The organism is Aliivibrio kagoshimensis, from assembly GCF_050337105.1.
In the GTDB taxonomy this organism is placed as follows: Bacteria; Pseudomonadota; Gammaproteobacteria; order Enterobacterales; family Vibrionaceae; genus Aliivibrio_A; species Aliivibrio_A kagoshimensis.
On record NZ_JAKJSQ010000006.1, the window covers coordinates 42878 to 65900 of the forward strand.

Sequence of the window (23023 nt, forward strand, 5' to 3'; positions counted from 1 at the left end):
AATAAAAAATGCGCCCAAAAAGAGCGCAATTTTAATAACGAACAGAGGATCAGTTCTTCCGTCGTCGTACTTTCAATACTAGAGGCATGACGCGGATACGGCGCATAATTTCGGCTAAATGAACGCGATCTTTCACCGTCAACTCAACAGTCACAGCGTATAATCGACCATCTTTCTCTTCGGTCGAAATGCTGCGGATGTTGGATCCTGTACTCGCAATCACATTGGTTAAATTGGCCAACACACCTTGGTTATTATGCAGCTCAACTTTTAAGGTGGTGACGAACTCTTGTTCAAATTCATCTGCCCACTCAACACCCATGTATTTATCAGGTTCTTTTTGGTATCCACGCACGTTGGCGCAATCTTCCATATGAACCACCAAACCACGACCCGGACTCACATGTGCAATAATGTGATCGCCTGGAAGTGGGTGACAACAGTTGGCAAAGGTGAGCAGTATCCCTTCTGCACCTCGAATAGGCAGTTTGTTGCCAGAGATTGAACTGCTCTCTTGCTCGGTGAGTTCATCAGAATTGCCCAACAGTCGACGAGCAATGACAATACTCATCAACTCACCTAAACCTATGGCTGCTAACAGATCGTCTTGGCTCTCCAGCCTTAAATCGGTGAGTACATTGTTGAGATTCTCAGCTTGAACGTCATCAATCGCAACCTTACCAAGAGCATGGTTGAGTAGACGCCTTCCGAGAATAATGGAATCTTCACGGCGTAATGTTTTTAAGCTTTGACGGATATTAGTACGGGCACGCGCGGTGACCACATAGTTCAGCCAAGCGGCATTAGGGCGAGCACCAGGAGCACTAATTATCTCAATGGTTTGACCGTTTTTCAGCGGTTTACTTAACGGATAAGGCTGGCGATTAACACGTGCGCCAACACAAGTACTTCCGACATCAGAGTGTAGAGAATAAGCGAAGTCGACCGCGGTTGCCCCTACCGGAAGCTCGAAAATTCTGCCTTTTGGGGTAAAGACATAAATTTCGTCTGGGAAGAGCTCTGATTTTACATTCTCGATAAATTCAAATGAGTTACCGGCACTCTGTTGCAGCTCTAATAAGCTTTGCATCCAGCGTTGGGCTCTAATTTGAGCGGTGGTGCCTGACTTATCACCATCTTTATATGTCCAGTGAGCCGCCACCCCTTTATTGGCCATCTGTTCCATATCTTCAGTACGGATCTGTACTTCAACAGGCACGCCGTGTGGCCCAACCATTGAGGTATGTAGAGATTGATAACCGTTGGCTTTTGGTACCGCAATGTAATCTTTTACTTTTCCGGGACGAGGTTTATAGAGGTTATGTGCCTGTCCAAGTATTCGGTAACAGGTATCCACATCATCAACAATCACTCTAAAAGCATAGATATCCATAATAGTATGGAATCTCTGCTCTTTATTTTTCATTTTTTGGTAGATAGAAAACAGGTTTTTCTCTCTGCCTAATACCTTGCCATTGATCCCTGCTTCTTCAATACGCCCTTCAATTTCAGAGTGGATCTTTTGGATCATCTCTTTACGATTACCACGGGCAGATTTAACCACCTCTTTTAGCACTCGGTAGCGATTGGGATAGAGAGCTTCAAAACCTAACTCTTCAAGCTCAGTTTTGATGTTATGGATACCTAAACGGTGAGCAAGCGGGGAGAATATCTCTAAGGTTTCACGAGCAATACGGCGACGTTTATCTGGTCGTAGTGCACCGAGCGTTCTCATGTTGTGAGTACGGTCAGCCAGTTTAATCAGAATCACGCGAATATCATGAACCATCGCCATGATCATTTTACGAAAGTTTTCAGCCTGGGCTTCTTTGCGGTCTCTGAACTTTAATTTGTCCAGTTTAGAGACACCATCAACCAATTCGGCGACAGTTTCACCAAATTGCTCGGCAAGATCTTCTTTGCTGACAGGGGTGTCTTCAATGACATCGTGCAAAAGCGCGGCCATGAGTGACTCATGATCAAGACGCATCTCTGCCAGAATACGTGAGACGGCGACAGGGTGAATAATGTAGGGTTCACCACTAGAACGAGTCTGTCCTTCGTGCGCTTCTCTTGCTACTAGGTAAGATCGACGCAGAGCCTCAATTTGAGGCTCTGAAAGGTATTCTTGGGCAACATCTTTAAGGCTATCGAATAAATACAAACTTAAGCTCGGTATCCGTAATGTTGAACAGGGGTTGCCGTATTAGCGAGGCAACGTAATTGAGCTAACAGCAGCAAGTTCTGCAGCATCTTGCTCTTGTTGCTCTTGACGCTCACGAGCATCCAATACATCTTTAGTGATTAAACCTTCTTCGATTTCACGAAGAGCAATAACAGTAGGTTTATCATTCTCTTCAGGAACCAAGGCATCCTTTCCGCCAGTCTGCATTTGACGAGCGCGACGAGAAGAGATAAGTACTAAGTCGAAGCGGTTGCCGATTTTTTCAACAGCGTCTTGAACGGTTACGCGTGCCATGAAGGACTCCAAAAATAATTAATTTAATATACGATGTAAAATTGTACAGAAATGTTGTGCTTAATACACTAAAAATATGATCATCGCGATCTTTGAGGATCGTTGCTACCCCTTTAGTGGCGCTATTCTGCCAATAAGCCAGAGAGCATGCTGCTGTATTTTGCAGACTGCTTATCTTGTTTTAATCTTTCTGCACGAATAATGGCTTTAAAATCCACAAGGGCTGCATCAAAGTCATCATTTACAATGACATAGTCATACTCATTGTAGTGTGAAATCTCAGATTTGGCCTTATCCATACGTTTTGCAATGACGGCTTCGCTATCTTGTCCGCGCGTATTTAATCGGCGCTCGAGTTCCTCTTTGGAAGGAGGCAAGATAAAGAGGCTTTTTGCTAAAGGCATCTGTTTGCGAATTTGACGAGCACCTTGCCAGTCAATATCTAAGAAGATATCGATGCCTTTATTTAGGTTCTCTTCTATCCACACCCGAGAGGTTCCGTAGTAGTTACCGAATACTTCAGCGTGTTCAAGAAAAACTCCTTGATCCATTAATTCTTCGAACTTCTCTTTGCCAATGAAGTGGTAATGAATACCATCCTCTTCGCCTGGGCGCATGCCACGAGTCGTGTGCGATACAGAAACTTTCATGGCATAGGTCGGATTGGTTTCAATCAGTGCTGAAATCAAACTGGATTTACCCGCGCCACTTGGGGCTGATACGATGTAAAGAGTACCTTTGCTCATGGTTATTTCCGCTTAGAAATTAGGGAGGCGAAGATTATCATGATCTTCGTTAAAATAGAATCAGAAGCTGTATTATTTGCCTGAATAAAAATTATGCGCCAAGCTCTGATAAATGTAAAATACTATGGCCTTTTATAGTTTTAAACTGTTGATATATTGATGATGAAGAGCATTCGAATAGAGAATCAAACGATTTGGTACGATGAGAGTTTATTGGCGGAGAGCCCTGAATCTTGCTTTGATGCCACTTTTTGGCAGAAGAGTGGAAAGATAATTGGCAGCGCTACGGGTCGCGGAACCACCTGGTTTATTCGTACCGAGCGAGTAGAAGCAGCGTTGCGTCATTATCGCCGAGGTGGATTATTCGGAAAAATAGTCACTGATCACTATCTCTTTTTTGGTTGGGAAAAAACACGCAGCTACCAAGAGTTCCAGCTGCTCAAGACGCTTAGAGAAGCAGGTGTTAATGTTCCAAAACCTGTTGCAGCAAGAGCGGTGAAGCGTACTTTCTGTTATCAAGCCGATCTCCTGAGTGAGAAGATAGCCAATGCGCGGGATCTGGTCTCTATTTTACAGGGTCAGTCACTTGGGGGCGAAATTTATCAAAAGATTGGCGCTGAGATTCGAAAAATGCACGATGCACAAGTTAATCACACTGATCTTAATACTCACAACATCTTGGTCGATGATGATAATAAAGTGTGGATTATTGATTTTGATAAGTGTTCGCAGCAAACCGGGGATACCTGGAAGAGCGGTAATTTAAAAAGGTTGGAACGATCATTTGAGAAGGAGCGTGTGAAAAGAGCGATTCAGTTTCAACCGCTCGATATTGAACTCATTATGCAAGGCTATAAGGGAGATAAATAGCGAGCTTGCCAATATTAAGGCTGTTCAAAGGCTTGAGCATAGCCATCGATAGCCACTGTCTCGCCGTTTTTCACCGATTCATTAAAAATATCAGTGGCCTCTTTTAATCGGGGCAGTTCTGGATGAATCACATGTAGCATATTGGCTTTAAAGAAGAGGTTTTTTACTCTCTTACCATCTTTGACTAACCGATATTCAATGTCAGTATCTTCCCCCACACTGGCAACTTCATATCGATTATTAAAACCATTCACTGAAAGAAGGTCGGCTTTGAACAGAGAGAAGTTGCAGCCTACGATGCTTTTATCTTTTCTGTTTAAAAAGCCCGAGAGTTTAGGATTAGTCACCCTTAATCCCTTCTCCACATTTTTTCCTTTGCCAAGTAGGTAGTGAAATAGAATGCTACCTAGATTATTGTAAAAGAACGTTTGCGGCGACCGTGATTGATGAAGTCTCTCTTTATACCTTTCAGCAAGATCGACGCGTCGGCCATTTAGAATCAATCCAGAGGCACTGTCATTAAGGTGATCGGCGACAAAATGCTGCTGAGGAATACAGTCACCATCAATAAAAATGAGGTATTCACTTTCAGCTAAACTGACCGCTTTATTAAGGATTCGGTTTTTTCTAAAGCCCTGATCACGCTGCGAGATGTGCTTGATCGTTAATGGTGACGAACTGATTTTATCTGCTAGGTATTGTTGCGATTGTTCATTTGAACCATCATCAGCGATGATAACGTCAAACTGAGCATCTGCTTGCGATTCTAACGACGTAATAATGACATCGAGTGCTTTAATATTATTGTAAAAAGAGATGATTACAGACGCTGAGAACATGAATGACCTATAGTGTTCAATGTGAGTGAGTATTGATTTAACGCTTCGCTTTTCTAAACGTATAGTTACCACGAACTTTGCGCCATAAACCGAACACATCGGTTTTTGGGAAGATGGCAATTCGACGGATGGTAAAGGGATCTTGATGCATGGCGAGTGGACCTTGATTGGTCGCCACGGCAAATTGATAACCTAACTCTTGAGCCAACCTTTTTGAGTCTTGATTATGATCACCAAATGGATACGCAAATGAGGTTAAAGGCTCATCGAGTAAGTTCTCTAATTGAACCTTATTCTCTAGAATCTCAGCTCTTTGTTGTTCCGTTGAAAGTTGGTCTAATCGAGGGTGAGTCATGGTATGACCGGCAATCTCAACCAATCCCGAGCCGTGCATCAGCTTAATCTGCTCTGCTGACATTAACGGTACGGACTTTTCTGGATTGCTTGGAACCTCAACATCCCAGCGATTAAAGTTCTCACCAGTAACACAATAGACCACCGCTTTAAAATCGTATTTTTTAAGCAGGGGTAACAGCAGTTCGTAGTTATCTTGGTAACCATCATCCACCGTAATAATAATATAGCGCTTATCGGCGTCAAGGCGACGAATCAGGCCACTGTCTGTCAAATCTTTAAAGGTCAGAGTTTCAAACTTCATCTGTTTAAGTAATTTGAAGTGCTTTTCAAGCATATCAACATGCATATAGGTGCCATGTACCCCTTTCTCGCTCTCATCTTTGATGAAACGGTGGTACATAATGATCGGCATCTCACGCTGAATTTTTTCCACATAGATGGTTTGATAAGTCTGTTCTAACTGATCAACGATATTATTCAAATCATAGTTCTGACGAACTTGCTGGCTGACCTGTTGATCGCAATGGGGTTGTGACAGTCCTAATTCGGCTTGCTTGGCAATTAAAGAAAAATCAATATCGAGATCTTTGGGCCCGATATCACCAAAATTAGAGGCCATCGCGGCTGCAATATTGTTTGCATCAACAATACCGATACAACTGGCTTCACCGATTGCCAATGTTGGCCTACCACATAGCAGAGACTCCATAGCGACTCGGCCCGCGCCAATCACCAGATTCGACTGTGCCAACATCGCAGGGACATCATCGGTATAACCGGTGAAATTGACTGTTGATTGAAACGGCTTAAAACGTGCTTCAACTTTTGAACCGGTGACGACTTGAATCTGGTATTTGTTGCTATCCAGACACTCGTTAAGCAGACGATAACAGAGCTCGCCTTTTGGCCCGGTTAAGCGACCGATAATGGTGATCACCGGTTTGTCGTTATTCGGTGCAGGCTGATGGGTAAATTGTGAGGCCTCAATACCGTTTCGACTGACGATCATGGAGTCGAGCGATACCCCCAAATCGTTGTGCAGCTGATCTCGAATCGCTTCACAAACGGGCAGCGCCTTGTCACCCATAGCATGAAATTTTTTACGCGATGCATGCACAGGCTGACGGCCATGTACTGTGGTGACCATCGGCGTACCTGTGAGTTTACAGGCGAGATGACAGCTCCAACTTGATGCGCGAGAGTGGGCATGAACCAGCTGAATATTATGCTTTTTGATGAGGTAGATTAGGTAACCCACATGCCAAAAACGGCGTGGAATACTGCGTTTATTGAAGCGTAATTTGAAAAACGGACCTTGATGGGGTTTGGTCAGCGTATCTGAGACATAAAATACGTTATGGCCCCGTTGACTGAGCTCGTCACCTGCTGTCGTCGCGTAAACTTCTGCGCCGGTGACTTCCAGCTGAGACAGAGCCATCAAAATATTCATCGGTTACCTTTTATTATGTTTTATAATTAATCGCATTACATCTCTTTCGTGACGCATAGGGGAAAAAGAGTCTCGTATGATGCTGTTGTCTGAGTGAAAATAGCAGTTTTGACATATTTTATCTAGTCAGCTTGATATTCAATGGATTCAGTTGGATATCATTGTATCTGAAAACTGAATCTTTAGTCTGTAATGGACATTATAGTGTCTTTCTTGTGTAAGTTTTTATAGGAATTATTCACTTCTGAACGATGTTTACTTAAGGTGGCGTTTGTTTAAGATGAAGTAGCATTAAGATAAATTGGCGAGTAGATAAAGTATGAAACCAGGTCGAAATGAACTCTGTCCATGTGGCAGTGGTAAAAAGTACAAACGTTGCTGCATGAGCAGTGCCTCTAAGCAGCAAACATTTATGTTGGATGATATTGAGCAAGTTGTCGCAATGAACCCTAACTTGTCATTAGAAGAGCTGAATATCGTAGCAGAGCAAAAAATGAAGGCTGCCAATGAACGACCTCATCCTGATTTTTGTGGTCTTTCGCCAACACAAATGAGTAACTGGTTATATGCGCATTTCAAAGAATTGGAATGGGTCACGATAAGTACTCCAGACGATCTTAAGGCCAGTCCCGTGATGCGTTACCTAGTGTTAATATTCGATGAGGCGATGCAGAGCGATGGCTCATTTAAAGCCACTAGCAAAGGTAATTTACCGACAAAAATAGTTAAACAGGCCAGTGATTTATTGCCAGAGTTCGCGGTCTCTCAATTCGAACGACACATCAGTATCAGTGAATACGCAGGAAGTAACGAAGATAAATTCAATGCATTGCATTACAGCCGGGTGCTGGCAGAGGTAGCAGGTATCATTTATCGGCGTAGTGGCCGCTACCACATAAAAAAAACAGCCCAAAAGCAGTACCTAACACATGGTATTCAAGCGTTCTTCATCCCTATGCTCGAAGCGGCAACCACTCAGTACAATTGGGGCTACCTAGATGGATGGGAGCACGATGTTGATCTAAGGACTTTCTGGTTGTTTATGCTGTGGCGATTGCAAAGCCATGGCAATACTGAGCAGTTGATTGAAGAGGTGATGATCGCTTTCCCTGATTTGCTACTGGCATCCTCTACGGATGATAATCTCTCAACTGAAAGAGACTTAGGTGTGTTAATCGAATCCAGATTTGTTGAGCGGTTTTTACAGTTTTGGGGATTTATCACCTTAGACTCGAGAGGTTATTTAAACGGTGAGCCTGTGGCCAGAATAGTTCAGAGCCAGCCTTTGTTAAAGCAAACCTTTCAATTTACCATTAACTCATAAAAAAGATCATCGGGATCGAATATCAATATTATCGATTAAGCTATGCTATATATTACGATGATGATATGTATAAATTTAGCTAACTATTATACATATCAAAGTTAACGTATATAAATCACATGAAAAGCCCCCTATTATTCAGTGTGGTTTCAATCACCCAGCTATATCAATTGGTTGACTTAAAGAGGCGCTGAGAACTAATGCAATATCCCCTCCTTTATTGTAAAGTTACATCATTGAACCAGCAACATATGAAATATTCCTTGTCATGACTAAAAGGACACTTTCTAGAGGATAGCTATGAAGCCAGTAACAGACAGCGGACATTTAAGTGAACTTAAAATTGATGGATACAAGTCAATAGGTCACTGCGATTTGAAAATGGGCTGCTTAAACGTGCTAATTGGTGCGAATGGTGCTGGTAAGTCTAACTTTATAAGTTTTTTCCGGCTAATTGCCACAATGCTTGACCATAACTTACAGTCATTGGTTGGGCGCTCTGGTGGGCCTGACGCTTTGTTACATTTTGGACGTAAGAAAACAGACCTTTTAAATGCAGAACTCTATTTTGGCAACAACGGTTTTAAGTTCTCATTAGAAGCAACTATGGATAATCGTCTGATGTTTCAGAAAGAAGCGTTATGGTGGAATCAAAGCGGTGATAAAGGGGCTTGTTCAGGACATTTTGAGTCTCAAGCTGATCAGCATCGATCAGGGATAGCTAACTATACGCTGCCTGTAATGAAAAATTGGCGTGTCTATCATTTTCATGATACGAGTGATAGTGCCAAAGTTAAACAAATCCATGCCCTCAATATTGACGACTATTTGCGAGAAGACGGCTCAAACTTAGCGGCATTTTTGTATCGTTTAGAAAAGCATCACCAAAAGCAATATAGACGAATTGTACGAACTATACGAATGGTTGCTCCGTATTTTGGTGATTTTAAGCTAAGGCCTATTGTCGCAAATTCTGAAACAATCCAATTAGAATGGACGGAACAAGGGCATGATACGCCATTAAAAGCGAGTGCATTATCCGATGGTACTCTCCGGTTTATCTTATTGGCAACAGTGCTTCTACAACCAGAAGTGTTTATGCCTAGTGCCATCATTATTGATGAACCAGAGCTTGGATTACATCCCTATGCTATAAATGTATTGGCTGACTTAATTAAGAGTGCCAGTAACGAGCATCAATTAATTATTTCCACTCAATCTGTCGAGTTGGTAAGTGAGTTCGATGCGGAAGATCTTATTGTGGTAGATAAGCAGAGCGGTACTTCAACTTTTAAACGTTTGAATGAAGAAGACCTTAGTGGCTGGCTTGAAGAGTATAATCTAGGGGAGTTGTGGAAGAAAAATCTTCTAGGTGGGAGACCACAGCGATGATTCGAATAAATGTGTTCGTTGAAGGGCAAACAGAAGAAACTTTTGTGCGTGATGTTCTAGCGCCTTATTTTGTTCCACAAGAAATCTACTTAAATCCGATACTGGTACTGACAAGTCCCGGCCATAAAGGGGGAATAGTCAATTATGATAAGGTTAGATATCAAGTAGTAAAGCTCTGTCAACATGACAGAACAGCTTACTTGACCACATTGATAGATTATTATGGATTACCAAATAACTTTCCTGCGTATGATGAACTGACACTAGCTCCTGCTTCTGAACGAGTGTTGCGGCTTGAAGAAGCTTTTTCTGATGATGTTAATGAAGAAAATTTTATAGCAAATTTCTTACTTCATGAATTTGAAGCATTGCTTTTCTGTGACCCTCAAAAGTTTGAGGATTGGATTGATGATCCAGAACCAGTGGATACCCTTCAAAACATAAAAGATTCCTTTGCTACACCGGAAGATATTAACAATAGCCGAGAAACTGCGCCTTCAAAACGTATTCTTTCTGCTGTGCCCCATTACAGAAAAACGCTTCATGGGCCATTGATTGCTGGTGATATAGGCATTGATGAGATGCGTAGGCAATGCCCTCACTTTAACTATTGGGTTGAAAAAATTGTCCGGTTAAATGAATAAACGCAACTTATTATAACATTTACCCAAGTAGAAAAAGAGGTTCAGAAAGAACCCCTTTAAATTAGATGTTTAGGTTTAGTGTGAAGTGGCGTAAAGCACTATTCTATATTCTGGATCTGCTCGCGCATCTGCTCAATTAACACCTTAAGTTCAACGCCGGACGCGGTGATATCAGTACTGATAGATTTCGATGCGAGCGTATTGGCTTCACGGTTAAACTCTTGCATCATGAAGTCCAGTTTACGACCACAAGCGCCGCCTTTCTTCAGGATGTTATACCCCTCTTTGACGTGGGAGTCTAAGCGGTCTAACTCTTCTGCTACGTCCGATTTTTGAGCCAATAAGATTAACTCTTGTTCGACGCGTGAGCTATCCAGTTCGATTTTTGCATCTTCAAACTTGCTGATTAAACGATCGCGTTGCCACTGGATGATTTCAGGCATGCGAACACGCACTTTTTCCGCTTCTGTTGTGATGGCTATAAGACGTTGCTCAATCAGAGCGCGCATGTTTTCGCCTTCACGAGCACGAGCAGCAATAAACTCATCTACGGCCAATTCAAAGTTCTCAAGCAGCTCTTTATTGATGGTATCAAAGTCTTGCTCTGGCGCTTCCATTACTCCAGGCCACTGCAGTACTTGAAAAGGACCAATATTACCTTCACCTGAGGTCTCTTTTACCCACTTAGCGGCATTGATGACCTGCTTGGCGAGATCTTCATTGATTTTTAGCTCAGATTTCGCTGATGTGTTTGACTCAAAACGTAGGTTACACTCCACTTTTCCACGAGCTAGACGCTTACGAAAACGCTCACGAAGCACAGGCTCTAAACCACGGAACTGCTCTGGCATGCGAAAGTAAGTCTCTAAATAACGCTGATTCACGGAACGAATTTCCCAAACAGCGGTGCCCCAGTCGCCTTTGACTTCGCGGCGGGCGTAAGCAGTCATGCTATAGATCATTGTAGAATTCCTTAAAATTGGATTGAGCAAATTATACCTAGCATAAAGGGGTTCGTCAGTAATATTTCAGTGAATGATAATTTAGGCTATAATCTGCGCCAATTAATGAGAAGCTAATGAAAGGTAACCCAATGCGTCCAAGTGGAAGAACCGCCGAGCAAGTCCGTCCAATCACTATTACCCGTAACTTTACTGCGCATGCAGAAGGGTCAGTACTGGTTGAGTTTGGAAATACCAAAGTTATCTGTACAGCAAGTGTCGAAGAGAATGTTCCTCGCTGGTTAAAAGGTAAAGGCAAAGGTTGGGTTACAGCTGAATATGGCATGCTTCCGCGTGCAACGCATACTCGTAATCGTCGTGAAGCCGCAAGTGGCAAGCAAGGCGGTCGTACTATGGAGATTCAACGACTGATCGCTCGTAGCCTTCGTGCTGCAGTTGATCTTGAAGCGCTGGGTGAGCAGATGATTACGGTTGATTGTGATGTAATCCAAGCGGATGGCGGAACCCGTACCGCTTCTATCACTGGTGCCAGTGTTGCGTTGGCTGACGCCATTAACCACATGATTGCTTCTGGTAAGCTAACGTCAAACCCAATGAAAGGGCACGTTGCTGCTGTTTCTGTGGGCATCTACAAAGGTGAAGCGGTTTGTGATCTTGAATATTTAGAAGATTCAGCAGCTGATACCGACATGAATGTGGTGATGATGGAAGATGGAAAAATGATTGAAGTGCAAGGCACGGCAGAAGAGGCGCCTTTCAGTCATCAAGAGCTGCTCGATATGTTAGCGCTGGCTCAAAAAGGCATTAACGATATTATAGAGATACAAAAAGCCTCACTGGTTGAATAGTTTTTAACGGTTCCTATTGGAGCCGTTTTTTTTAAGCAAAAAATTGAGTTATTGATTACCGAACAATGAAAGGAAGAGAGATGAAAGCATACCAACGTGAATTTATTGAATTTGCATTAGAGAAAGGCGTTTTAAAGTTTGGTGAGTTTACTTTGAAATCAGGCCGCATTAGCCCTTACTTTTTTAATGCGGGTCTGTTTAATACCGGGCGTGATCTTGCGCGTCTTGGTCGCTTTTATGCTGCCGCTCTTAATGATTCCGCGATTGATTTTGATGTGCTGTTTGGCCCAGCTTATAAAGGGATCCCGATTGCCACCACTACTGCTGTGGCACTCGCTGATCACCACGATTGCGATAAGCCATACTGCTTTAATCGTAAAGAGGCCAAAACTCACGGTGAAGGTGGCAGTTTAGTCGGTAGTCCTTTAGAAGGTCGTATCATGCTGGTAGATGATGTGATTACCGCAGGTACGGCAATTCGAGAGTCGATGGAGATCATTAAAGCGTGCGGTGCGGACCTTGCAGGTGTATTGGTGGCCATTGACCGTCAAGAGAAGGGCAAAGCAGAGCTCTCGGCGATTCAAGAAGTTGAGAGAGATTTTGCTTGTTCTGTCATCTCAATTGTTAGCTTAAGCGATGTAGTGACATACCTTGAAGAGCAGGGTGATCAGCAAAAACATCTAGAAGCGGTTAAGCAGTATCGTGCACAATACGGTATTTAGTCGCTCAATAGCATAATAAAAATGGCCTAACGTCTTGTTAGGCCATTTTTGTTTGTCTACTTATAACGTATTCCTGTTTTGACCTCTGGATCTTCCATGGTTTTGAAGCGTTTATGTAGCCACATGTATTGATCAACGCCTCGCAGAATGAGTTTCTCCATGTGACTGTTCATATAGATGGCTGCAGCTTTGGAATCTTTGTGCGGAAAGTCATGATGAATATCCTCATCAATGGTAATTTCATACTGACCATTCGATTTTCTAACGTTAGACACGGTTACAATGGCGCAGCGGCTAGAGTCGACAAGTAGGCTGGTGCCCGCGGTGGTGCAAGCATCGGGAACCGCAAAAAAGGGCACAAACTCAGAGCGGTGACGGCCGTAGTCATGATCTGGCAGATACCACAGCACGCCGCCTTTTTTCAGTAGTCGCAGCATGCCTCTAATATCAAGTCGATCTATGGTGGAGTGGCCACCTGCAGTACGACCTCTATACTGAAGGTACTCATAAGCGGGGTTGCTATGTGGACGGTATACTCCCACTCCTTTAGTGAGCAGACCCAGAGCACGACTGGTGAGTTCTAAGTTTAAGGAGTGCACTGAGGTAAGAAGCACTCCTTTCTCTTGCTGTTTGTATCTCTCCATCGCTTCTGGATTCACAAATGAGAAGTGTTTCTTGATGCGCCAGTCAGGCCAGAACCACGCCATGCCAGTTTCAAAAACGGCTAAACCAGAATTTTTGAAGTTCTCAATGACGGTCGTTTCGCGTTCAGATGCACTCATTTCTGGAAAGGCGAGCTCTAAGTTCCGTCTCGCCACATTGGCTCTACTTTTGGCGAACTTCATGGCAAAAATGCCTAAAGCACGACCTAAAAAGTACTGCAACTTATAAGGGAGTAGAGAGAGCAAAAAGAGTAATCCAAAGAAAAACCACACAATCCAATATTTAGGATGCAGCAGTTTTAGTGAAAACAGGGGCGGTTCAAATTTACTCATGTAAGCTCTCTATCTTGAAGCATTTAGGGTTAACCCTCTATCTGTGCACTTAATAGTGACCAGTACTCATCAAAGTTTTCGGTTGGTTGATATTTAAAATCGGAACGGACGAAGCGCGAAAAACTGCCTTCAATCTGCCCTAACAGTTGTGCTGCAAGAATGCGCTCATCAATGGGAAACGTTTTACCCTCTCGGATCTTTCTCTCGCGTAAAATTTGGCGAAATTGTGTCTCAATGCGCTCAAACAGTTGGTTGATTCGCTCTCTTAATCGCTCATTCTCAAACATCAGAGCGTGGCCAGTCATAATTCGAGTTAACCCCGGGTTACGCTCAGCAAAGGCTAACAATAGCTGTAATACTAACTGCATTCTTTTCAGTGTGTCTTTTTCATCATCAAGAATACGGTTAATACGAGAGAGCAGTGACTCTTCAATGAACTCAATCAAACCTTCAAACATACGCGCTTTGCTTGGGAAGTGCCGATAGAGTGCCGCTTCAGAAACCCCCACTTTTTTGGCTAACTTAGCCGTGGTGATACGAGAAGCACCTTCATTAGATTCTAGCATTTGAGCTAATGCTTGTAAGATCTCTTCTCTTCGGTTTGGTTTTCTAGAGCCGGACATTGATTGTCTCCCTTAAACAACAACAGCAGTTAAACAGCGGCTATTTTAACGAGTTACACAACGAGATGTAAGAGGTTGAGTGAGTAATTGATATATAACACGGTACTATTCTAAGGTAATGCAAAAAATAGTACCGGATTTGAGTATTCTATTGGGCGCTATATAGAGCAATGATTTCACTGAGCAGTTGTTGACCCAATTGCGCTTTAGAGGTTAAAGGTAATGCTTTTTCACCCCCTTTCCAGTAAAGGTGTAATGCATTGGTATCGGCGTTAAAACCTTGCCCAGACTTAGAGACATCATTGGCGCAGATAAGATCCAAGTTTTTACGTTCAAGTTTGCCTTTAGCATATTGTTCAACATCTTGAGTCTCTGCAGCAAAACCAACGGTGAAGGGTCTCTGTGACTCAAGAGCTGCGACTGAGGCAACAATGTCTGGATTTTTAATCATGTCGATCTGCATGCTATCGCTGTCTGCCGTCTTTTTGAGTTTTTGATTGGCGATGGTGCTTGGTTTGAAATCTGCCACGGCGGCACAGGCAATAAAAATGTTGTGTGATGGTGCAAGGTTCATCACCTCTTGATGCATCTGATCTGCACTCTCTATATCCACTCTAGAAAGGTTGTTTGGGGTATTGAGATCAACGGGACCGCTGACCAGCGTAACCGTCGCACCGAGCTTTACGGCGGCATCAGCGATTGAGAACCCCATTTTTCCTGAGCTGTGATTGCTGATGTAGCGAACTGGGTCGATAGCTTCTCTTGTTGGGCCTGCGGTGATCAAAATAGAGATTCCTGCTAAAGTTTTTGGTTGCAGAAAAGCTTCACAGTGGTGCACTAACTCCATCGGTTCGAGCATTCTTCCTGCGCCAATATCACCACACGCTTGCTCTCCTGATGCTGGGCCCCAAATGGTAAATTCGCGGCGAGCTAAAGTGGCAAGGTTCTCTTGAGTGGCTTGGTTTTTATACATCTGTTGGTTCATTGCTGGAGCAATGGCCACCGGAGACTCGGTGGCTAGCACAAGCGTTGAGAGCAGATCGTTACCCATACCGGCAGCAATACGCGCAATGATGTCAGCGGTTGCCGGGGCGATGAGAATGAGATCGGCCCATTTCGCCAGTTCAATGTGGCCCATCGATGCTTCAGCAGCAGGGTCGAACAGGCTTTCAGAGATTGGGTGGCCAGAGACCGCTTGCATGGTTAATGGGGTGATGAACTCTTGGGCGGCCTGGGTCATCACAACGCGAACTTGAGCGCCTCTCTCTACCAGCCTTCTAGTGAGTTCAGCACATTTATAGGCAGCAATACCACCGCTGATACCTAAAAGGATTTTCTTTCCCATTAACATTTGCATAATCCGGTTCCCTAGTCGAAGAGAGTAGAAGATATCACAGAATAACCCGAAATAATGAGTAATTCATGTGGGGCTTTATATGTTAACTGACTCGAAAATAGAACAAAAAAATGACAGCGATGCTCACCAAGATAATAAGTGACTCGAACTGTGATGCTAAACATTCCTCACTCATAACGATTACCGCTAGTGTAACGATAAATCCATTAACGTAGAGTCACGATGGAAAAAGAGAGAGTTACTCAGATTAAATCGCTACCGATAGAGTCAAGGCCTAGAGAAAAACTGATCGCTCGGGGGCCGCAAGCGTTGAGTGATGCCGAGCTTCTGGCCATCTTCTTTCGAGTTGGTGTCAAGGGGATGAATGCCATCGAACTGGCTGAAAGTGTACTCACCACGTTTGGCTCTCTGCGCGGGCTATTTGCGGCGTCACAATCTCAATTTTGCTCTTACAAAGGATTGGGTGAAGCGAAATATGCCCAGCTGCAAGCGGTACTTGAGATGACGCAGCGCTACTTAGCTGAAACGGTGAGTAGAGGGGACGCACTAAGTTGTCCGGATGATACCAAGCGCCTATTAACCTCTCTATTAAGGGATCGGGATAGAGAGGTGTTCTTAGTCTTATATCTAAATAACCAGAATCAGATGATCACTCACGAAGTACTTTTTGAGGGTACGATAGGGGCTGCATCGGTCTATCCACGAGAGGTGGTAAAAAAATCGTTAGAAAATAATGCAGCGGCCCTCATATTAGCGCATAATCACCCCTCAGGTTTGGCTGAGCCCAGTCAAGCTGATAGGCGTATTACACGAAGAATTACGGATGCTTTATCCCTTGTGGATATCCGAGTGTTAGACCACTTTGTCATCGGAGACGGAGAGGTAGTTTCTTTCGCTGAAAGAGGCTGGATCTGACGTTTGAATAAAAAAAGATCAAAAAAGCGCGAAAATAGTCGGATCGGGCTTGAGCAATTTCGTTCTAGTTAGTATAATGCGCGACCTTTGATAGCCTTGAAATGGGATTCCATTGTGGTTTAGTGCCACCAAGGTGATATCATGCTGAAACGATTTGGAGAAGACAGAAATGTCCCGAGTATGCCAAGTAACTGGTAAGCGTCCTGTAACGGGTAACAACCGTTCACACGCTAAAAATGCCACCAAGCGTCGTTTTCTGCCGAACCTACAAACTCATCGTTTCTGGGTAGAAAGCGAAAAACGCTTCGTTAAACTTCGTCTAACCGCTAAAGGTATGCGTATTATTGATAAGAAAGGCATTGAAGCCGTTCTTGTTGACATCCGTACCCGTGGCGAGAACGTTTAAGAGGATTTAGAGAATGGCTAAAGGCATTCGTGAGAAGATTAAATTAGTATCATCAGCTGGTACTGGTCACTTCTACACTACTGATAAGAACAAACGTAACATGCCAGGAAAAATGGAGATCAAAAAATATGATCCTGTTGTTCGTCAGCACGTTATGTACAAAGAAGCTAAAATCAAATAATTATTTGAGTTAAGTTTATTTTGTATCGAAACCCAGCTTTGTTGCTGGGTTTTTTTTGTTTTGAAAAAAGAGGTGAGAGCCAAACATGTGATATCTTGAATGGATAACTCTTCTCATACAGTAAAGGAATTTATGAAACTCTCGCGTCGTGGTTGGAATAATCTATTGATGCTGTTTGTCATTGCGTTTATTGCGGTGTTGCAGTTGCCTAATATCATTAGTAAACATCTGACGCCTCCTGAAACAAGCTCCCAATCAACAGCCTATCTGCTACCACTAAACAGTACAATTTATCGCATCAACTTCCCTCAGCTCTCAATCACGCAAAAAGAGGGGCATTGGTTTTCAAGTGATGACAACAGCCTTGAACAGCAAAAAATAGCAGAAGTGGTGCAACACTGGAGTGAACTTCAAGGCAGTATTGTTACCGATGAGATGAGAAAGAAGCTACCTCTGCCTCTGCCGTCAACGGTTGAGGTTTGGATCGAGGATCATGAAGAGCCGCAACGCATTACTGTTTATCAGCTGCCAACCTTCTGGTTATTTAAAAATGGTCTCGCGGATCCGATAGCGGTAACGGTGGAGAGTGACTATCTATTTTTTAATTGGCCTACACCGTAATACTGCATGAAGATAAGGAGATATTATGCCTGAGTTACCAGAAGTTGAAGTGAGCCGTTTGGGTATCTCGCCATACCTCGTCGGTGAGACCATCAGTGATATTACGGTTAGGCAGCCACAACTGCGCTGGTTGGTGCCTCAAGAGTTGCAACGTCTCGTAGGCTGCGTGATTACCAAAATCTCCCGTAGAGCCAAATATCTATTGATTGAGACAGAGAAGGGCACTGCCATTATTCATTTAGGCATGTCTGGTAGCTTGAGAATATTACATCAGCGAGAAACGGCGGGTAAACATGATCACGTGGATCTTGAGGTGGCCAGTGGCGTGGTGCTGCGATATAACGATCCGAGGCGATTTGGTTCATGGTTATGGGCCGATATAGGCGCTGTACATAAAGTACTGTCAAAGTTAGGCCCAGAGCCATTAAGTGACGACTTTCACCTCGATTATTTGGTAGAAAAAGCGAAGAATAAAAAAACAGTAGCCAAGCAGTTTGTGATGAACAATGCGGTGGTGGTAGGCGTGGGGAATATTTATGCCAGCGAAGCGCTTTTTCTTTCGGGAATTCATCCCTTGCAGCCAATTGGTGACTTATCAGAACATAAACTGGATACCTTATTAAAGCAGATTAAAAAGACATTAACCGCGGCCATTGAACAAGGTGGTACTACCTTAAAAGATTTTACACAAGCAGATGGAAAGCCCGGCTATTTTGCGCAAGAACTCTATGTGTATGGACGAACGGGAGAGCCTTGCTTACAGTGTCAAACAGCCATTGTAGAGATGAAGATTGGCCAAAGAAACAGCTTTTACTGTGAGCAATGCCAAAAGTTAATCTAGAGATCAATAGCGTTCGATGCTGATGTGGCATGCTATGAGCTGCAGTTTGTAAATTATAGGCATCAATATCCATGTTTTTGAAAAATACCCGTCACTTGAATCACACTATTTGGGTTCAAATCCTCACCATTACCTTGATTCTGTTTTGTGCTCGAGTGATCTTCTTCTTGAATGTGGGACATTTGGATCTTTTTACCGAAAAAAGCAGTGATCTACAACGTGCCTTTTTTACCGGTTTTCGTTTCGATATTAAAGTGGCCGCTATTGCCTTTGCACCGCTATTTCTGCTTGGACTGTTTACCGCCTCTTTCTCTTCACTCTATTCGAAACTGCGTGCCATATTTCCTTGGTATGGCTTAGTGATCTGCTTTTTAGTCACCGCCTTCTCGATTGGTAACTACTACTACTTTAAAACTTACGGTAACCATTTTGATCTGTTTGTGTATGGATTCTTTGATGATGATACCGAAGCGGTGATGAAAAATGCCTGGGCTGATTACCCCATTATTCGCTCGTTTCTAGCTTCCATCTTGGTCACAGCGGTTTATGTGGCCGTGATGAAAAGGGTGAATGTCAATCGTATTGAAGTTGATGACGTCAAACGTCATAAAGGGGTTATGACTGGCTTAGTGATTATTAGTGTACTTGGTATTGCTTTTTTTGCCCGAGGATCGTTGGGAACCTTTCCACTGAAACGGTATCACGCCCATGTTTCAGAAGTGGATATTATCAATAAAATAACCCCCAATGCGTTATTAGCCCTTGAGTGGGCGAAAACCGACTACAAAAATCAGGGAAAATTTGATGTTGTGGATGCCTCTGCCTTAAAAGCGCAGATGCAAAAAGTACTCGGTAAACCCAATACTCAGTTTACCACCGAAAAAAATAGCTATTTAGCAGAGAATAAGCCCCATGTTGTGATGGCCTTGATGGAAGGTATGGGGGCTAATGTGCTGATCGAAGATGACTATCCTCGTAATGATGTTTTGGGAAGCTTACGCTCGGCATTTGACGATGATTATCTTTTTACTCGATTTTTAGCAGAAACTTCAGCCACCATAGATACCATTGTAAACATGGTAGCCAAAAGCAATGTGCCGACCATCGGGCACTCATCAGCACAAAAACAGGTGATTGAAGGCCGAGCCATGCTGCCATACAAACAGGCTGGTTATAAAACCATCTTTATTACGGCAGGCAATGGCATGTGGCGTAATGTGGCCAACTATCTGCCTATGCAAGGGTTTGACTTAGTGCTAGATGAAAACAGTATTAAGGATGCCTTTCCTGAGTCGGCACAATATGCAGCGGCTTGGGGCCTGCCCGATGAGTACGTGTTTAAGTTAGCCAATAAACTATTAGATGAGGCGCAGCAGCCACTGTTTATCTACCTATTGACGGTCACCAATCACACCCCCTATAAAGCGCCAAACAGTTACTCTGTAAAACCGATTAAAGCGAGTGAACAGCTGCTAACCAGGATGGGGGATGGTGAAGAGGAAGCGGAGGCGTTGCTGTCAACTTATCAATATGCGGCTGATTCTCTTGGTAACTTTATCGCATCGATAAAAAATTCTGATTTAGGAAAACAAACTGTTATCGCTGCAACGGGTGATCATAGAATCCGTGGTTTTACACTTAAAGAGCCGGATGATTTGGCGTTAAAGCATGCCGTTCCTTTTTACCTCTATCTACCGCAGCCGATCAAAGAGAGGGTTGAGTTACACTATGACCCTAAACGAGTCGGCTCACACAAAGATATCTTCCCCACCCTGTATGCGTTTAGCTTATCTGAGGCGAATTACTCATCCCTTGGGGGAAGAAACATGTTAGCTGAGAGTGATACGTTCTCTTTTGGCTTTAACCCTGAGCTCACTCTGACAGAGCAAGGGGTGTTTAAAAATAAACAGCCCGAGAAGCTCTATCGCTGGAGTGATAAGACGATGTTAACCACAGAGTTAACAGAGAGCGAAAACAACCAACCCAATGTGGGGAACGACTATCAACGATTGGCGACGCTCTATATTAACGATCAAGTTACTCGCTAATTTTTTTAGTGGCGAGCTGCTGGGCAATAAAAGGAGGAACGAATTGTGATACGTCTCCACCGTGCAGCGCCACTTCACGAACAATGGTTGATGAGAGAAAGGCGAACTCTTCAGAAGGGGTAAGAAAAACACTCTCTAAATCTGGCATTAAGCGGCGATATAAGTTAGTTAGACCAAACTCATATTCGAAATCCATCGTTGTCCGTAACCCACGGATCAGTAGATTCGCCTGCTGCTGTTTTGCAAAGTCCACCAGTAGGCCTGAGAAGCCAACAACCGTGACATTATCAAGATGTGCCAGAACCTGTTTTGCCATCTCCACCCGCTCATTAAGCATAAACATGGTTTTTTTGCTTGGGCTTGCGGCCACTGCGACGATAATCTGCTCAAACATTTTTGAAGAACGTTCGATTAAATTGATGTGGCCATAGGTGATAGGATCAAAGGTTCCAGGGTAGATTACTCGTGTTGTCATGCTACTCTCAATACTGTTTTTTTGATGTCATTGAAAAGATAGTATCAAAAATGGCAAAAACGGGTTAGAAAAACCAGTAAAAAACGAGATAATGGGTATGAATGATGAAAACACGATTAGAGAAGTGACATGAAAAAAATTCTGGTGATTAGAAACGACAAAATTGGCGACTTTATGCTGGCATGGCCGAGTTTTGCGATGCTAAAAGCGTCGATGCCCGATTGTCATGTGACAGCTTTGGTGCCTAAATATACCAAGGATCTTGCAGAGTTGTGCCCTTGGATTGACAGTGTGATCATAGATTCAACCAAAAATGCTGACAAACAGCAGCAGAAGGCTCTGGTTGATGAGATTAAGCAGGGGAGCTTTGACGCCGCCATCAATCTGTTTTCAACCACCTATAATGCTCTGTTAGTGTGGAAAGCTCGAATTCCCTATCGCTTAGCCCCTGCAACTAAGCTTGCTCAACTGTTTTATAATCGCCGAATTAAGCAAAAACGCTCTCAATCGGCCAAACCTGAGTATCAATATAACTTGGATTTAGTCCGAACCTTTTTGACAGAGCACAAGGTTGATATTGTTGAGCCTAGCGCGCCGTTTTTTACCTTTGATAGTGCATTAATCGCCGAACAGAAACAGAAGTTGGTCGAGCAATTAAGCCTCTCAGCCGACAAACCATGGGTCTATGTGCATGTTGGTACTGGCGGGTCATCGAATAATCTCTCACTAGAGCAGTACGCACAGCTGATTATGGGTTTAAAGGCGGATGTGGAGGTGGTATTAACCGCTGGACCGGGCGAAGAGAAAAAAGCCAAAGAGTTAAAAATTCAGTTACAGCAGCAAGGTGTTGAGGTTGCGGTGTATGATAAAAATGACGGTTTGGTGGACTTTACCTGTTCGATCGCCTGTGCTGATCTCTTTATCGCCGGCTCCACTGGTCCATTGCACATTGCAGCGACAGTTGATGTTCCCACTATAGGCTTCTTCCCCAATAAACGCTCATCAACGCCGTTACGTTGGCTGCCGCTGAACTCAGAAGGGCGTCATTTAGCCTTCTGTCCACCAAAAAGCGGAGATGAAAAAAGCGAAGCGGATATGAGCCTTATCGATATCAATAAGACTCTCACTGAGGTTAATCCTTGGGCGGAGCAGTACTTGTCTTAATCCATAAGTCCGCGTATTTTACAAACGTAGAATGCGCCGAGAGCAGGGAGAGTAAAAATCCCTGCTTACCATCTAAAAATCCCGCCTTGATGATGTACATCTTCACGAAACAAGCAATAGCGTGAGTGATACCTTGGCCAATACTGCTTTTTTTACCGCGAGCTTCTCTCTGTTTGGCCCAAGCTTCGGCGTAACCGGCAGACTTCACCAGGTAGTGGTTCAGATCGTTATAGGTGTAGTGAATCGCATCCCCAGAGAGGTTCTCAACGTTCATCGTGTCTGAAATTTCAACTTTTTCATGCACCAACGAATCATCATATTGAGTTAGCGTGGCCGGGTATAAACGCACCACGCGATCAGGGTACCAACCACAGTGACGAATATAGCGACCAAATACCCAACTTAAACGAGATATCTTATACAGGGTATTGGGTTTATTGTCGGTCACGGCTTGTTGAATGCTCAATTTCAGCTCTGGCGTGACGCGTTCATCGGCATCTAACCACAATACGAAATCCGATTCTATATGCTGCTGAGCCAATCGACGCTGCGTGCCAAATCCTTGCCAATCTTCATTCACAAAAAATTTCTCGGTGTACTCTGAAGCGATCGCTTTTGTTGCATCGCTGCTTCCCGAGTCTAAGATCACGATCTCATCCACCCAATCTTTCACGGTATCTAAACACGCCTTTAAGTGTTTCTCTTCATTCTTGACGATTAATGCAACCGCGAGAGTGGCTGTGGATGTGCTGTTGGTTGGCATA

At 43.6% G+C, this 23023-nt stretch carries 24 protein-coding genes; 13 read left to right on the forward strand and 11 right to left on the reverse strand.

What is annotated here, in order from left to right; translation table 11 throughout:
- Nucleotides 1–49: 49 nt before the first annotated feature.
- From spoT to gmk, 3 genes are all read right to left on the reverse strand, one after another.
- Nucleotides 50–2164 carry a bifunctional GTP diphosphokinase/guanosine-3',5'-bis pyrophosphate 3'-pyrophosphohydrolase gene (spoT, locus tag L4C32_RS03810; RefSeq protein WP_428195533.1) on the reverse strand — a complete coding sequence of 705 codons (2115 nt, stop codon included), beginning with the start codon at nucleotides 2162–2164 and terminating at the stop codon, nucleotides 50–52.
- A 42-nt stretch (nucleotides 2165–2206) separates the two neighbouring features.
- Complete coding sequence (gene rpoZ, locus L4C32_RS03815) at nucleotides 2207–2479, reverse strand: DNA-directed RNA polymerase subunit omega (RefSeq protein ID WP_428195534.1); 273 nt, start codon at nucleotides 2477–2479, stop codon at nucleotides 2207–2209.
- A 122-nt stretch (nucleotides 2480–2601) separates the two neighbouring features.
- On the reverse strand, nucleotides 2602–3225 hold the full coding sequence (gmk, locus tag L4C32_RS03820; RefSeq protein WP_428195535.1) for a guanylate kinase: 624 nt from the start codon (nucleotides 3223–3225) through the stop codon (nucleotides 2602–2604).
- 162 nt (nucleotides 3226–3387) lie between these two features.
- Here gmk and L4C32_RS03825 point away from each other — a divergent pair, with 162 nt between their 5' ends.
- On the forward strand, nucleotides 3388–4095 hold the full coding sequence (locus L4C32_RS03825; RefSeq protein WP_428195581.1) for a 3-deoxy-D-manno-octulosonic acid kinase: 708 nt from the start codon (nucleotides 3388–3390) through the stop codon (nucleotides 4093–4095).
- A gap of 14 nt (nucleotides 4096–4109) precedes the next feature.
- On the opposite strand, the gene L4C32_RS03830 is transcribed toward L4C32_RS03825, so the two are convergent.
- Nucleotides 4110–4934 carry a glycosyltransferase gene (locus L4C32_RS03830; protein ID WP_428195536.1) on the reverse strand — a complete coding sequence of 275 codons (825 nt, stop codon included), beginning with the start codon at nucleotides 4932–4934 and terminating at the stop codon, nucleotides 4110–4112.
- Between the two features lie 37 nt (nucleotides 4935–4971).
- Nucleotides 4972–6741, reverse strand: a complete 1770-nt coding sequence (locus L4C32_RS03835) for a bifunctional glycosyltransferase family 4 protein/polysaccharide deacetylase (RefSeq protein ID WP_428195537.1) — start codon at nucleotides 6739–6741, stop codon at nucleotides 4972–4974.
- Nucleotides 6742–7060: 319 nt separating this feature from the next.
- On the opposite strand from L4C32_RS03835, the gene L4C32_RS03840 reads away from it, so the two are divergent.
- The 3 genes from L4C32_RS03840 (at nucleotide 7061) to L4C32_RS03850 (ending at nucleotide 10101) form a co-directional block, all read left to right on the forward strand.
- Complete coding sequence (locus L4C32_RS03840; RefSeq protein WP_428195538.1) at nucleotides 7061–8065, forward strand: YecA family protein; 1005 nt, start codon at nucleotides 7061–7063, stop codon at nucleotides 8063–8065.
- Nucleotides 8066–8365: 300 nt separating this feature from the next.
- Nucleotides 8366–9457 (forward strand): AAA family ATPase, encoded by a 1092-nt coding sequence (locus L4C32_RS03845; protein ID WP_428195539.1) that lies wholly within the window; start codon nucleotides 8366–8368, stop codon nucleotides 9455–9457.
- A complete protein-coding gene (locus tag L4C32_RS03850; RefSeq protein ID WP_428195540.1) occupies nucleotides 9454–10101 on the forward strand; it encodes a DUF4276 family protein in 648 nt (215 codons plus the stop codon). Before L4C32_RS03845 ends, L4C32_RS03850 begins: the two co-directional genes overlap by 4 nt.
- A 98-nt stretch (nucleotides 10102–10199) precedes the next feature.
- On the opposite strand, the gene L4C32_RS03855 is transcribed toward L4C32_RS03850, so the two are convergent.
- Nucleotides 10200–11063 (reverse strand): YicC/YloC family endoribonuclease, encoded by an 864-nt coding sequence (locus L4C32_RS03855; protein WP_428195541.1) that lies wholly within the window; start codon nucleotides 11061–11063, stop codon nucleotides 10200–10202.
- 131 nt (nucleotides 11064–11194) lie between these two features.
- Between L4C32_RS03855 and rph the strand changes: the two genes are divergently transcribed.
- Both rph and pyrE read left to right on the forward strand, forming a co-directional pair.
- The gene (gene rph, locus L4C32_RS03860; protein WP_428195582.1) at nucleotides 11195–11911 is read left to right on the forward strand and encodes a ribonuclease PH; all 717 of its coding nucleotides are present in this window, start codon (nucleotides 11195–11197) and stop codon (nucleotides 11909–11911) included.
- A gap of 80 nt (nucleotides 11912–11991) precedes the next feature.
- The gene (pyrE, locus tag L4C32_RS03865; RefSeq protein WP_428195542.1) at nucleotides 11992–12633 is read left to right on the forward strand and encodes an orotate phosphoribosyltransferase; all 642 of its coding nucleotides are present in this window, start codon (nucleotides 11992–11994) and stop codon (nucleotides 12631–12633) included.
- Between the two features lie 56 nt (nucleotides 12634–12689).
- Here the strand turns inward: pyrE and lpxL are convergent, their stop codons facing one another.
- The 3 genes from lpxL to coaBC form a co-directional block, all read right to left on the reverse strand.
- Nucleotides 12690–13628 (reverse strand): LpxL/LpxP family Kdo(2)-lipid IV(A) lauroyl/palmitoleoyl acyltransferase, encoded by a 939-nt coding sequence (gene lpxL, locus L4C32_RS03870; RefSeq protein ID WP_428195543.1) that lies wholly within the window; start codon nucleotides 13626–13628, stop codon nucleotides 12690–12692.
- A 29-nt stretch (nucleotides 13629–13657) separates the two neighbouring features.
- Nucleotides 13658–14251, reverse strand: coding sequence for a nucleoid occlusion factor SlmA (gene slmA, locus L4C32_RS03875; protein WP_428195544.1), 594 nt, complete (start codon nucleotides 14249–14251; stop codon nucleotides 13658–13660).
- A 148-nt stretch (nucleotides 14252–14399) separates the two neighbouring features.
- Nucleotides 14400–15608, reverse strand: a complete 1209-nt coding sequence (gene coaBC / locus L4C32_RS03880; RefSeq protein WP_428195545.1) for a bifunctional phosphopantothenoylcysteine decarboxylase/phosphopantothenate--cysteine ligase CoaBC — start codon at nucleotides 15606–15608, stop codon at nucleotides 14400–14402.
- 222 nt (nucleotides 15609–15830) lie between these two features.
- Between coaBC and radC the strand changes: the two genes are divergently transcribed.
- The 6 genes from radC (at nucleotide 15831) to L4C32_RS03910 (ending at nucleotide 20620) form a co-directional block, all read left to right on the forward strand.
- Nucleotides 15831–16523: a RadC family protein gene (gene radC / locus L4C32_RS03885; protein WP_428195546.1), complete on the forward strand. Its 693-nt coding sequence runs from the start codon at nucleotides 15831–15833 to the stop codon at nucleotides 16521–16523.
- 169 nt (nucleotides 16524–16692) lie between these two features.
- A complete protein-coding gene (gene rpmB / locus L4C32_RS03890; RefSeq protein ID WP_428195547.1) occupies nucleotides 16693–16929 on the forward strand; it encodes a 50S ribosomal protein L28 in 237 nt (78 codons plus the stop codon).
- A 13-nt stretch (nucleotides 16930–16942) separates the two neighbouring features.
- Nucleotides 16943–17110 carry a 50S ribosomal protein L33 gene (rpmG, locus tag L4C32_RS03895; RefSeq protein WP_237467707.1) on the forward strand — a complete coding sequence of 56 codons (168 nt, stop codon included), beginning with the start codon at nucleotides 16943–16945 and terminating at the stop codon, nucleotides 17108–17110.
- Between the two features lie 132 nt (nucleotides 17111–17242).
- A complete protein-coding gene (locus L4C32_RS03900) occupies nucleotides 17243–17731 on the forward strand; it encodes a hypothetical protein (RefSeq protein ID WP_428195548.1) in 489 nt (162 codons plus the stop codon).
- A gap of 25 nt (nucleotides 17732–17756) precedes the next feature.
- The gene (mutM, locus tag L4C32_RS03905; RefSeq protein WP_428195549.1) at nucleotides 17757–18572 is read left to right on the forward strand and encodes a bifunctional DNA-formamidopyrimidine glycosylase/DNA-(apurinic or apyrimidinic site) lyase; all 816 of its coding nucleotides are present in this window, start codon (nucleotides 17757–17759) and stop codon (nucleotides 18570–18572) included.
- 71 nt (nucleotides 18573–18643) lie between these two features.
- Nucleotides 18644–20620: an LTA synthase family protein gene (locus L4C32_RS03910; RefSeq protein ID WP_428195550.1), complete on the forward strand. Its 1977-nt coding sequence runs from the start codon at nucleotides 18644–18646 to the stop codon at nucleotides 20618–20620.
- Here L4C32_RS03910 and coaD read toward each other — a convergent pair.
- Complete coding sequence (gene coaD / locus L4C32_RS03915) at nucleotides 20610–21107, reverse strand: pantetheine-phosphate adenylyltransferase (RefSeq protein WP_428195583.1); 498 nt, start codon at nucleotides 21105–21107, stop codon at nucleotides 20610–20612. The genes L4C32_RS03910 and coaD overlap by 11 nt on opposite strands.
- A 117-nt stretch (nucleotides 21108–21224) precedes the next feature.
- Between coaD and L4C32_RS03920 the strand changes: the two genes are divergently transcribed.
- Nucleotides 21225–22259, forward strand: a complete 1035-nt coding sequence (locus L4C32_RS03920) for a glycosyltransferase family 9 protein (protein ID WP_428195551.1) — start codon at nucleotides 21225–21227, stop codon at nucleotides 22257–22259.
- Here L4C32_RS03920 and L4C32_RS03925 read toward each other — a convergent pair.
- On the reverse strand, nucleotides 22228–23022 hold the full coding sequence (locus L4C32_RS03925; protein WP_428195552.1) for a glycosyltransferase family 2 protein: 795 nt from the start codon (nucleotides 23020–23022) through the stop codon (nucleotides 22228–22230). The genes L4C32_RS03920 and L4C32_RS03925 overlap by 32 nt on opposite strands.
- Nucleotide 23023: the final 1 nt, after the last annotated feature.